Annotated in this window: 12 protein-coding genes; 9 read left to right on the forward strand and 3 right to left on the reverse strand. The window is 40.3% G+C overall.

Annotated elements, in window-relative coordinates:
- Positions 1–16: 16 nt before the first annotated feature.
- The 8 genes from dapF (at position 17) to PSF27_RS16235 (ending at position 7,873) form a co-directional block, all read left to right on the forward strand.
- Entirely contained in the window at positions 17–841 is an 825-nt protein-coding gene (gene dapF / locus PSF27_RS16200; protein ID WP_206083105.1) for a diaminopimelate epimerase, read from the forward strand.
- A gap of 24 nt (positions 842–865) precedes the next feature.
- Positions 866–1,570 (forward strand): DUF484 family protein, encoded by a 705-nt coding sequence (locus PSF27_RS16205; protein ID WP_206083107.1) that lies wholly within the window; start codon positions 866–868, stop codon positions 1,568–1,570.
- Complete coding sequence (gene xerC / locus PSF27_RS16210) at positions 1,552–2,481, forward strand: tyrosine recombinase XerC (protein ID WP_272681892.1); 930 nt, start codon at positions 1,552–1,554, stop codon at positions 2,479–2,481. Before PSF27_RS16205 ends, xerC begins: the two co-directional genes overlap by 19 nt.
- Entirely contained in the window at positions 2,481–3,197 is a 717-nt protein-coding gene (gene yigB, locus PSF27_RS16215; RefSeq protein WP_206083109.1) for a 5-amino-6-(5-phospho-D-ribitylamino)uracil phosphatase YigB, read from the forward strand. Before xerC ends, yigB begins: the two co-directional genes overlap by 1 nt.
- Before the next feature lie 59 nt (positions 3,198–3,256).
- Positions 3,257–5,419 (forward strand): DNA helicase II, encoded by a 2,163-nt coding sequence (uvrD, locus tag PSF27_RS16220; RefSeq protein ID WP_272573898.1) that lies wholly within the window; start codon positions 3,257–3,259, stop codon positions 5,417–5,419.
- A 242-nt stretch (positions 5,420–5,661) separates the two neighbouring features.
- Complete coding sequence (locus tag PSF27_RS16225; RefSeq protein WP_272681877.1) at positions 5,662–6,438, forward strand: hypothetical protein; 777 nt, start codon at positions 5,662–5,664, stop codon at positions 6,436–6,438.
- A 242-nt stretch (positions 6,439–6,680) separates the two neighbouring features.
- On the forward strand, positions 6,681–7,265 hold the full coding sequence (locus PSF27_RS16230) for a 2OG-Fe(II) oxygenase (RefSeq protein WP_272539553.1): 585 nt from the start codon (positions 6,681–6,683) through the stop codon (positions 7,263–7,265).
- A gap of 179 nt (positions 7,266–7,444) precedes the next feature.
- On the forward strand, positions 7,445–7,873 hold the full coding sequence (locus PSF27_RS16235; protein ID WP_272539552.1) for a hypothetical protein: 429 nt from the start codon (positions 7,445–7,447) through the stop codon (positions 7,871–7,873).
- 52 nt (positions 7,874–7,925) lie between these two features.
- On the opposite strand, the gene prfH is transcribed toward PSF27_RS16235, so the two are convergent.
- Positions 7,926–8,534 carry a peptide chain release factor H gene (prfH, locus tag PSF27_RS16240; protein ID WP_272681878.1) on the reverse strand — a complete coding sequence of 203 codons (609 nt, stop codon included), beginning with the start codon at positions 8,532–8,534 and terminating at the stop codon, positions 7,926–7,928.
- A 2-nt stretch (positions 8,535–8,536) separates the two neighbouring features.
- Positions 8,537–9,670: an RNA ligase RtcB family protein gene (locus PSF27_RS16245; RefSeq protein WP_272539550.1), complete on the reverse strand. Its 1,134-nt coding sequence runs from the start codon at positions 9,668–9,670 to the stop codon at positions 8,537–8,539.
- Between the two features lie 514 nt (positions 9,671–10,184).
- On the opposite strand from PSF27_RS16245, the gene PSF27_RS16250 reads away from it, so the two are divergent.
- Positions 10,185–10,328 carry a Hok/Gef family protein gene (locus PSF27_RS16250; RefSeq protein ID WP_272539549.1) on the forward strand — a complete coding sequence of 48 codons (144 nt, stop codon included), beginning with the start codon at positions 10,185–10,187 and terminating at the stop codon, positions 10,326–10,328.
- A 161-nt stretch (positions 10,329–10,489) separates the two neighbouring features.
- Here PSF27_RS16250 and PSF27_RS16255 read toward each other — a convergent pair whose 3' ends face one another.
- The gene (locus PSF27_RS16255) at positions 10,490–12,208 is read right to left on the reverse strand and encodes an amidohydrolase (RefSeq protein ID WP_272681879.1); all 1,719 of its coding nucleotides are present in this window, start codon (positions 12,206–12,208) and stop codon (positions 10,490–10,492) included.
- Between the last annotated feature and the right edge of the window lie 27 nt (positions 12,209–12,235).

Consider the following 12,235-nt stretch of genomic DNA (forward strand, 5'->3'; position numbering starts at 1 on the left):
CGCTATGGAGCGTGAAATGCAATTCTCTAAAATGCATGGCTTAGGCAATGACTTTATGGTGGTTGATGGAGTAACCCAAAATGTGTACTTCTCCCCAGAAATGATTTGTCGCTTAGCCGACAGGCATACAGGGGTTGGCTTTGATCAGCTTTTGTTGGTCGAAGCGCCTTATGATCCTGATCTCGACTTCCATTATCGTATTTTTAATGCCGATGGTAGTGAAGTCTCACAATGCGGTAATGGGGCGCGTTGTTTTGCACGTTTTGTTCGTCTTAAGGGCTTAACTAATAAGCAAAAAATTAAAGTTAGCACCCAATCTGGACGTATGACATTAACCATTAATGAAAATGATGATGTTAGCGTTAATATGGGTGAGCCTGATTTCGAGCCGCAAAGAGTTCCATTTCGCGCTGTTAAAGAAGAAAAAACCTATATTATCCGCGCTCAAGAACGTACAGTATTATGCGGTGTAGTTTCAATGGGTAACCCACATTGCGTTATTCAAGTGGAAAGCATCCATACTGCAGAAGTCGAAATTTTAGGACCTGCACTTGAAAGTCATGAGCGTTTTCCTGAGCGTGCTAATATTGGTTTTATGGAAATAGTTAGCGCAGAGCATATCCGTTTGCGTGTTTATGAACGTGGTGCAGGGGAAACTCAAGCGTGTGGTAGTGGTGCGTGTGCCGCCGTTGCTGTTGGGATTTCTCAAGGTTTATTGGCTAAGCGAGTCAGAGTTGATTTACCAGGGGGTTCCCTTGCTATTTCTTGGGATGGACCTGGAACGCCTTTGTATATGACGGGCCCTGCGGCACATGTTTATGATGGAGTGATCCACGTCTAATCTTGAAAGGGCTAAGAGGATAGTATGGATAAAACTGAAAAAGCATCCGAACAAATTCATCAAATGGATGAACATGGTGTGATGCAGTATTTAAAGGACAATCCTTATTTTTTTCTGCGCCATCCAACGCTTGTTGAGCAAATAAATGTTCCTCACGTAGTGAACGGAGCGGTTTCCTTGCCTGAGTTAGTGATGAGCCGTCAACGGATCAAAATTAAACAGCTCGAGCAAGATATCCGTTTTATGGTTGAACAAGCACATGAAAATGTGGAGCTTTTTGATGAGTTATTACTGCTGGTGATTGAAATGTCATCATCAAAAAGTTTACAAGAAATGCTACAAGCGCTGAATCGTTGGGCAAAAAAACTCGGTTTATCAGGTGCTTCGGTTCGCTTATTTAGTGATAGCTGGCGCTTGTCAGCCCCCCTCGATGCGCATCAATTAGTCATTTCCCGTCGCGTTTTTGAACCTGTGAGGATTCAACGGTTTGGCGAACGACGCAATTACCTTGGTCGCTTAAATGGTCCTGAAATTCAGTTGTTATTACCTGATGCGTTGAATGTCGGCTCTGTTGCAATTTCACTATTTGGCCAGCATGGTGAATCGGGAATGGTCATTTTTACTAGTCGTAATCGTGAACATTATCAGCATGGTATGGGCACCGTCATGTTAGAAAAAGTCGCGCAAATTCTTCCGAGGTTATTATGCCAATGGATAGAGCGCCTGTAGGGGGTCAGCCAGAAGGGCTGATGATCCAAATTGAAGCCTTTCTACGTTACCTGCGTGTTGAGCGTAGATTAAGTCCTGTAACGATAACAAACTATCGGCGTCAGCTTAGTGTCATTGTTGAAATGCTGGTTTCGTTGAAAATTGATGAGTGGCAGAAACTCGATACTACGTTAGTTCGCAACATTGCAGCAAAAAGTCGAAAAGCTGGCCTTCAAGCAGCGAGTATGGCGCTACGGCTTTCTGCCTTAAGAAGTTTTTGTGATTGGATGGTTCATCAAGGTGAACTGCCAGCAAACCCAGCAAAGGCGATTCAAGCGCCGAAGGCCAAAAAACGCCTACCGAAGAACATGGATGTGGATGAGGTTTCCCAGCTTCTCAATATGGACAGTGGTGATCCACTGGTTGTTCGAGACAGAACCATGCTCGAAGTGATGTATGGTGCAGGGCTGCGTTTGTCGGAACTGGTCGGGTTAAATCTCCGTCATCTTGATTTAACAACGGGTGAAGTCTGGGTGATGGGTAAAGGCAGTAAAGAACGCAAAATTCCACTGGGGAAAACTGCCGTAAGTTGGTTACAGCGCTGGTTAGAAATGCGCGAATTGTATGAACCAGAAGACGACGCCGTATTTATTTCTACTCAAAGTGGCAAGCGAATTTCTAATCGAAATGTTCAAAAGCGGTTTGAACAATGGGGTATCAAACAAGGGGTTAATAGCCATATTAACCCGCACAAATTACGCCACTCTTTTGCGACACATATCCTTGAATCAAGTGGTAATTTACGTGGAGTACAGGAACTTTTAGGGCATGCGAACTTATCGACAACACAAATTTATACGCACCTAGACTTCCAGCACTTAGCAAACGTTTATGATGTGGCTCATCCGAGAGCAAAGAGGGAGAAACCTTAATGCATTTTTACCGTCCGCTATCGCCAATTAAAGCGATTACGTTTGATTTGGATGACACGCTTTACGATAACCACCCTGTTATTGATAAAACGGAAGAAGAAGTTTTACGTTTTGTGCGTGAATACGACCCACAATTCAATCATTTTAGTAACGATGATTTATATGCTTTTCGTCGTTTAGTGGAAGAACAAGAACCTGAAATTTTCCACGACATTTCACGTTGGCGCTGGCTTTCATCGAAAATGATGTTTTGCCATTATGGTTATTCGCGGGAAAACGCCGAAAAAGGTGCGGATGATATTATGGCGCATTTTACCTATTGGCGTAATCAAATAGATATCCCTGAATCAACACACAGAACATTAATTCAGCTCGCTGAGAAAGTCCCACTTGTTGCTATCACTAACGGCAATGCACAGCCTGAAGCGTGTGGTCTGGGTGAGTATTTTCAGTTTGTTTTAAAAGCTGGTCCCGATGGACGTTCCAAGCCTTTTTGTGATATGTACCGGTTAGCGGCACAGCGCTTAGATATCGAACCACAATTTATTTTACATGTGGGGGATAATTTACTCACTGATGTTGAGGGGGCGATTAATAGTGGTATGCAAGCTTGCTGGATAAACCCAAGTCAAAAAACACTGATGGAAGAAAAAGACGTGCGTTTATTACCACACGTTGAAATTTCCCAGTTGGAATCTCTCTTATCATTGGTATAATCATTTTTCATGTATAAAAACACAGTGGTGTTTGCCACTGTTTTGCTTTGATGGTAACTATGGACGTCTCTTATCTGCTTGAAGGTCTAAACGACAAACAGCGCGAAGCGGTTGCAGCCCCGCGTACCAATTTACTTGTTCTTGCGGGAGCAGGGAGTGGGAAAACGCGCGTATTGGTACACCGAATTGCATGGTTGATGTCCGTTGAAAATGCTTCACCATTTTCAATTATGGCGGTGACATTTACTAACAAAGCCGCGGCTGAAATGCGTCATCGGATCAATCAATTGATTGGAAGTAGTGAAGGCGGCATGTGGATTGGTACATTCCACGGTTTAGCACACCGTTTGTTACGCCAACATTATATGGATGCGAATTTACCGCAAGATTTTCAAATTTTAGATAGCGATGACCAATACCGGTTAATTCGTCGCTTGCTTAAAGCGATGAACCTTGACGAAAAGCAATGGCCTCCTCGCCAAGGAATGTGGTACATCAATGGCAAAAAAGATGAAGGCCTTCGTCCGCAACATATTGAAAGTTATGGTAACCCTGTTGAGGCAACATGGTTAAAAGTCTACCAGGCTTATCAAGAAGCGTGTGACCGCGCAGGTCTGGTGGATTTTGCAGAGTTGCTGTTGCGCGCCCACGAGTTATGGCTGAATAAACCCCATGTGCTACAACATTATCGTGAACGTTTCACCAATATTTTAGTGGACGAATTCCAAGATACAAATAGCATTCAATATGCATGGATCCGTGTGCTAGCGGGTGAAACGGGCAAAGTCATGATCGTTGGGGATGATGACCAATCAATTTATGGCTGGCGTGGTGCGCAAGTTGAAAATATTCAGCGTTTCCTCAATGATTTTCCAGGTGCAGAAACTATCCGTCTTGAACAAAACTACCGTTCAACTAACAATATTCTAAAAGCCGCAAATACGTTAATTGCCAATAATAGCGACCGTTTAGGGAAAAATTTATGGACTGAAGGCGGAGACGGCGAACCGATTTCTCTTTATTGTGCATTTAATGAATTAGATGAAGCTCGTTATGTCGTTGGGCGCATTAAACAATGGCAAGAAAATGGCGGTGCTTTACAAGATTGCGCCATGTTATACCGTAGTAATGCCCAATCTCGTGTACTTGAAGAAGCCTTAATTCAAAGTGCGATGCCGTATCGTATTTATGGTGGGCAGCGCTTTTTCGAGCGCCAAGAAATTAAAGATGCGCTGTCCTATTTAAGGTTGATTGCTAATCGTAATGATGATGCTTCGTTCGAGCGAGTCGTGAATACGCCTACGCGTGGGATTGGTGAACGTACATTAGATACAGTTCGCCAAACTGCACGTGACCAGCAATTAACATTATGGGAAAGTTGCGAGTACTTACTTCGTGAGCAAGTCCTTGGTGGTCGCGCAGCGGCTTCTATCGAACGTTTTTTAGAGCTTATTGATGCGCTAGCGAAAGAAACCCAAGATATGCCATTACATGTCCAAGCGGATAGAGTGATTAATGACTCAGGCCTACGTGCAATGTATGAACAAGAAAAAGGTGAAAAAGCACAGGCTCGAATTGAAAACTTGGAAGAGCTCGTCAATGCGACTCGTGATTTCAGTTATCAAGAAGAAGACCAAGATCTCATGCCATTACAGGCTTTTTTATCTCATGCTGCACTTGAGTCAGGTGAAGGGCAAGCAGATGTAAGCCAAGATGCCGTTCAATTAATGACTCTGCACTCTGCCAAAGGTTTGGAATTCCCCGTTGTCTTTATTGTGGGAATGGAAGAAGGGATGTTCCCAAGTCAAATGTCGATGGATGAAAGCGGTCGTTTAGAAGAAGAGCGCCGATTAGCTTACGTCGGTATCACCCGAGCCATGGAAAAGCTCACCATCACGTATGCAGAAAGCCGCCGTTTATATGGCAAAGAGGTCTATCATCGCCCATCGCGTTTTATTGGTGAGCTACCAACGGAATGTGTGGAAGAGGTTCGTCTTCGGGCTACAGTTTCACGTCCTGTGAGTCATCAACGCCTTGGTACACCTATCAGCCAAAATGATTCAGGTTATGCTTTAGGGCAGCGTGTGATGCATCCAAAATTTGGTGAAGGCACGATTATTAACCTTGAGGGAAGTGGTGAGCATTGTCGCTTACAAATTGCGTTTCAAGGTCAAGGGATTAAGTGGCTGGTAGCTTCTTATGCAAGGTTAGAGAACTTATAGGGCTATTTTATTGGTATCAATACTGTCATATATATTTGGTAGTATTGGTATTTTTTAATAAATACACATTATAAATGCGTTAATTGAGATAATAAAAAGGTTTTATAGTATTTATATTAAACTTACATTTTTCTTTACTATATTAATACTATATTAGTATGTTATTTCTATATGAGATAATATTTTAATATCAAGTTTGGTTGTCAAATTTGATTGTCAAAATATTTATTAAGGTAATTAATATGGAAATTAATTTTAAGAATAATAATGCTAAGTATGAAAGAATCAGTGAATTGATGCAGTCAGTAGAAAATAGAATAAATAGAATGAATAATTTGGAAAAATCGATAGGTAATGATTTTAATCAAATTATCAGAAAAAATCAGTCTAGTACCTCTGAATTATCAAATAAAATTATAAATGGCCTAATGAATAAATCTTTTGTAATAAATGGTAAGGTTATTTCACATAAAAAAACAGTTAAACAACTGGCGCAATTAGTTTCAAAAACAAAAGAAATGATCTCAGATGATCAAAATTCTTTTTCTAACCATTATTCAAATGATAACGACTTGGGCGATAATAATAGTGAATTCAATAAGTGGGTAAATAAAGGTGACCATCGTGTTGTTAATGATACTGTGACTAATAATCTACTAGAGTTTAAGGTATCACACAAATTTATAGTGCCATTAGGACAGCAGACGGTAAGAAAGATTGTTCAACTAAACAGTGAGTCAATACATATTAATAAGGCAGTAGCTGAAATCAAGCGGTTACAGCAAGAGCTAATTAGTGATTATCGACAAGAAAAAAGAGATGTGATTGCAAAGGTGATACCTACAGAGGGAATCAATAAAGCTGCTCAATTGGTCAGTGAGCAAATCACTAGCTTCAATCCAGCTCAAGAAGCTAGCTCCGTGGTAGAGACATTAGTCGGTGCTCAACACAGAACACCAGTACCCGTTGCATCCCATCGCTGCATGGGAAGAACAGCCTCGTGTGGAGTAACACACTAACGGCCATTTTATAAATTTATTGAGATAATACATTAAAAACAAGGTCCTCACTCAGGTGAGTATCTTGATTCAAAATTTTGATGATAGCAGTTAGTTAATATACTTACCTTCTGAAAAATAAAGATTTTTTTGGTAGAATACTTTGATGCAATAGTTTAATCCATAAGATTCAAGTTTTTAATTTTATTTTTTTCTCTTTTTGCCGTATAAAGTTTTACCGAATAACCTTCCTAACATTCATCATGTCAATTCATAAACTTATTGATTCACTTTCCTCACAAGGTTGGTATGTGTGGGATGATTTTCTGACCCTGTCAGATACCCAAAAAATAAAACAATGTATACCAAATACATTGCAAGATGCGCGTATTGGGCATCGAGATTCATTACAAAGCAACAAAGCGGTTCGCGGTGATCAAACCGTTTGGTTAGAACCAGAGATGGGAACCCCCATTGCTTTTTATATGGAAAAAATGGAGGAAATACGGCAAGCACTAAATTGCCAACTGTATTTAGGATTGCGGGACTTTGAAACTCATTTTTGCCGTTATCCCAATGGTGGTTTTTATAAAAAACACGTTGATAACCCTAGAGGTGCTGGTCGTCGTAAGGTAACAACAGTTTTATATATGAATGAGTTATGGAAATTAGGGGATGGTGGTGAATTAGTTGTTTTTGATAAAGAAGATAATCATTTGTTTAAGTTAGAGCCTTTAGCGGGAAGAATGATCTTTTTTATGTCAGAAGAATTCCCTCATGAAGTACTACCTACAGAACAAAAACGTGAAAGTATAGCTGGTTGGTTTTTAACTGAAAAAATTCTCTAGCATATACCCCTCTATGCCGCCTCTGAAAGGAGGCAGGCAGTTAACTGTTCATTCGATAATGAAATAGATGTTGAATTCCTGAATAATTTGGTTATTTTAATTTTGCCATTTATATACGGCTATAAATAACGACTAATTTATCATTAATTTAAATAGAAATTATAAGGATGGATTAAGTTATGAATTTATTTTTTAATAGAGATAAGTATCTAAATATTTTAAATGAAGAAAAAGAATATCGAAAAGAACTTGAAGACTTAATCGGTTTTAATAAAAAACAAATAAAAGATGAAATTAAATCAGATAATAAAGATGAAAATTTAATTAACTATCTTGAAGCAGAAAACAAAGATTATCAAGTGACACTCGATGCGGTGAATAAAAAAATAGAAGAAATTGAATCAGCTTTTGAATTAATTTATCACACATCTTATGACTTTAAAAATGAGTTAATGAATAATGGCTTTGTTCAGCAATCAAGCAGTGATGTAATGCTAAGAGAGCAAATAGCCAGTTTTCCATTACAAGACGGGGTCACATTGGGTGGAACAGAGAGTTCTATTGCAAGGCAATCTGTAGAGACATACTCGATGTTGTGTAGAGCATAGTTAAGTTTGTCCAATTAGCCACCCTATAAATCAAGGGTGACTAATTTTTATTTTATATCAATCGCTTAAATTCTTTACCTTCAAAGATAATGGTCGCATTTCCTCTCTCAATTTGGTAATGAGAAAGATGGCGCTGCTTATCCAATGCATTTAATTGTTGTGATTGATGCTCATTAAGCTTCCATTGTATCAACTGTTTAGCCAATTTTTTGTTCGCATGTTGGCTACGTTCAGATTGAACTTTTACGGTGATCCCCGTTGCAACATGCCTTGCTCTAACAGCTGATGAGGTTTTATTCACATGCTGCCCTCCAGCGCCTTGAGCTTTAGTGAATTCAAATTCGATTTCATTGTCTTCAATCGGTTGAATTGGTGAAAAAGCGGTCACACTCATAAACCAATTTTTTCGTTTGTGGCGAGGGCGTAAAGGGCTCTGGCATTGCCATTGCACTGTTCCACACCAAGTTTGGAGTAGCTGCTCTGCATGCTCTCCTTCAAGAGAAAGCAAAGCGGATTTTAACCCATGTCTGGAGGGGACTGAGTCTAGAATATCAATGGTTACCCGAAGATTTGTTGCTTCTTGTAAAAAACAGGCTAGGGCTTTTTCAACCGCAATGCAGCATTCTGCAGGGCCTTGTGCAGAGGAAAATTGTAATAACATAATTAACATTCTCCACTGGTTTTATACGTGATAACGGGCTTTAGCCGAGCCACGACCTGAATAACACCCATATTCACCATACTTTCAATCACGGTATCAATAGACTTATAAGATTGTGGAGCTTCTTCGTAAATCAACTGTTTATTTGCACAAATAACACGACTACCTAATGCAGTTCGAGAGAGCTGAAGCGGTGTATAACGGTGTGATAATCGTCCTTTACATTCAGTTCGCATCCACTTGCGACCCGCGCCATGAGCAAGAGAATTAAGACAAGCTTCATTCGGCTGAGGGGCGACTAAATAACTGTAATCCCCTCGTGAGCCTGGGATTACAACAAAACCACGATCAGAAGGCGTTGCGCCTTTACGATGAAGCCAGCCATCAATCCCGTTGATATTATAGGGCTCAACTAAATTATGGTTGATATCTAAGCTCAGCTCCCCTGTTGCTTTAACTTGTTGCAACAGGCGTAAGCCAATTAAACGTCGGTTTACCTGTGCAAAATTGAGTGCACACTGATGCGCATGTAGGTATTCTTTTGCATCATCAGAGTCTTCATAAAGTCCGTTGTGGCTGTGACGTTCCACATGTTGACGTAAGATAGTTTGCCCTAAACCACGGGAGCCACTGTGAACGAGTAACAGCAACTGTTGTTTATTTAAACCGCTTTCGGCAAATAATTTAGGCTGTAATATTTCATCGATTGATTGAAATTCAGCAAAATGATTACCGCCACCAATAGAACTTAGTGATGCCATAAAATCATGTGATTGCATGTCATTAGGGACATGCTCATCAAGCCATGCTAACGGGGCGTGGTCTGGCATTTCAGAAAGCTGTTTTTCCAGTTTATCGAGGTTAACTTTAGATTTTTTGATATCTGTTTGAAACAAACTCATTCCACAGCCAATGTCATTGCCGACAAGGGCAGGGTAGAATCGTTTGGCGGAAAAAAATGCTGCACCAACTGGGTATCCACGGCCAGGATGGAGATCTGGCATGCCAACAACGGATACCATATCAGGTAAGTTAGCAGTAATTTGTAATTGTTGGATTGCTTTACTTTCAATCCATGTTGCTTCTGTGGCGATATAACTCACGTGTTCGCTCACAGAATGAAAGGTATTGCCCATAAGTCATTAACTCATTTCTAATTAAAAAATAAGGTGAATTAGCAGGCAAAACTGAATAGAAAAAATCTAGTACTGAGTATGCCCGCAAAGAGTATGATTAGTTGTTGTCATGATAAACCTCCTTGCAGTTTGTTATTGAATAGAAAACGCTGCGGATATTATCGAGATATATTTTTTTTTGCAAGCGTTATTTTTTTTAATGAAAAATTTAGTCTTTTTCCTAAAGTTAATAACTTAAATAACAAGTTAAAAATAGATTTTTATTTAAATCGATATTTAATTATTTTTTTTAATATCTAAATCAAGTGTTTTGAATAAATGCTTTTCTGAGATTAAATGTGCGTAAAATATAAAATTTTGCTACTATTTGGTTGGGTGATTGAGCCTTTCTGGTTCAAGTAACTTATTTTGGAACAGAAATGAAAAAGCCCCGTTGTTATTATTCACCAACGAGGCCCGATCCAAACCTAGACAGTTAGGATAGTGCCTCTTAACAATTAAGAGGTCAAGGGAAATGAGCAAGTTCGCAGTGATTGCGTTTATATCGGCGTGTATTACCGTGTTAGGTATTTCGTTATTAATACGCGACAGAGTATGTTATGTCGTGATTAGTCATGGAAATACGGTTGTTCAGACAATATTTTCTTACGAAGAATAATGTTGTATTACGAGGGCGTTAATTCCCTCGTAATTTCTCTTTTTAATTGTGTTAGGTTTTGGAATTAAGCACTCAATTAAAAACACCCCAAGGTTTTATTTAATCCATGGGGTGTTTATTTTGTCATCGCTTTATTTTAAATAATTAAATAAAGACAACTACTAAGCAATATGAACCGTTTTTCCGCCGATAATCGTACGCAGTACTTTTACATTTTCAATATCATCCGCAGGGATTTCAAATACATTACGATCCAATACAATCATATCTGCGAATTTACCTGCTTCTAATGAACCAAGGACGTCTTCTCGGTGCTGTGCATAAGCCGAGTCAATCGTTGCGCTGCGAAGAACTTCAGTCACAGTCAGGTTACGGTCATTATCTAGTCGTGGTGCTTGTTGGCCATTAATATCACGGCCTCGGCGTGTTGCTGCCACTTTTAAGTCATACCACTCATCAAAGTCATCGATAGGCCAGTCGCTACCAAATGCGACAACTGCACCAGCATCAACAAATTTAGCGATTGGCTCTAATTGCTCAAAACGTTCTTCACCCAGCATATTCTTTTCAAATGCAGCCAACTCAGGTGTTGGTGCTGCCCACTGGAAAGACAAGCAAGCAATAGTTTTTAAGCGAGCAAAGCGTGCGTAATCATCCGCATGAACAAGTTCGTTGTGTGCTAAGCCTGGGCGAATATCTTTTTCAGGGTGAGCTGCACGCATTTTTTCGATGGCATCTAAAACAATCGAAACGGCACCTTCGCCAACGGTATGCAAGTGTGGGTCATAGCCTGCCGCTGCAATTTTTTCCATTAGCTCATCGAGGATTTCAGCGGTGAAATAGAGGTCGCCATAGTTGTCGGTTTCAACCCAATTTGGTGCATCATCGGTACCTTGGTTAATGCGATAAGGCTGTAATAATGACGCCGTCATGGTTGGAAATTGCATCACACCATCGACAAACATCTTAATATTATTTAAACCGATACCTGGTGTTGGAGTCCAATCAGCTTGGTGCCATTTTTTAGCGAAAGCAACCGCTTTCTCAACTGCAGCAGCAACAGAGGCCACATTAGGCGTTTCATCTGGCGTGATTTCACGAGCCGCTTGGAAACGAATTGTGAGGTCACCGCGTTGTTGTAATTGTGCAAATGCCTCGAGTTGTTGCTCAGAAACTCGGGCGTCCATCACCATGGTAACACCTTGCTGATTAAGCACTTTTTGCACGAGCTCTGCAACTTCAATCGCTTGGTCATCACGAATAGAAGGGATGCTATCAGCAGCACGCATCGCAGGGGCATCTTCTAAAATACCGTTAAGTTCACCATTTTCATATTTACCAATTTTACCATCTGGTGGCTCAGGGGTGTCTTTGGTAATACCGAAGAGCTCGAGAGCACGGCTATTGGCAAGCAATGTGTGGCAATCGTTCGAAAAGAGCACGACAGGGCGTTTGGTATTCAGTTTGTCCATGTCTTCGCGGTACATATCAATACCTGCGGGGATCATGCCTTGGCGTAACCAAGCAGTGACTTTTAACCAATCATTTTCACCCGTACGTGGGTCTTTATCTAAGTGATCTTGTACACGTTCGAGAATTTGATTAATGGTCAGTGATTCATAGTTTAAATGGCAGCCGAATAATTGAATTCCCCCCCAAAAAGGGTGCATATGGCCATCAATGATGCCAGGCATCATCATTTTGCCTTCTAAATCGATACTTTCCGTTTCTGGCCCAACGTATTGATGAAGCTCATCAGACGAGCCTGTGGCTAAGACATAACCATCACGAACAGCAATCGCATCAACGATGCGGTCTTGAGTATCTGCGGTATAGATATAACCGTTAAAATAAATAACGTCAGCAAATTGATTATTCATTGTAAACCGTCTGTATCAGTGGCGCTT

Source organism: Providencia sp. PROV129, assembly GCF_028482245.1.
In the GTDB taxonomy this organism is placed as follows: domain Bacteria; phylum Pseudomonadota; class Gammaproteobacteria; order Enterobacterales; family Enterobacteriaceae; genus Providencia; species Providencia vermicola.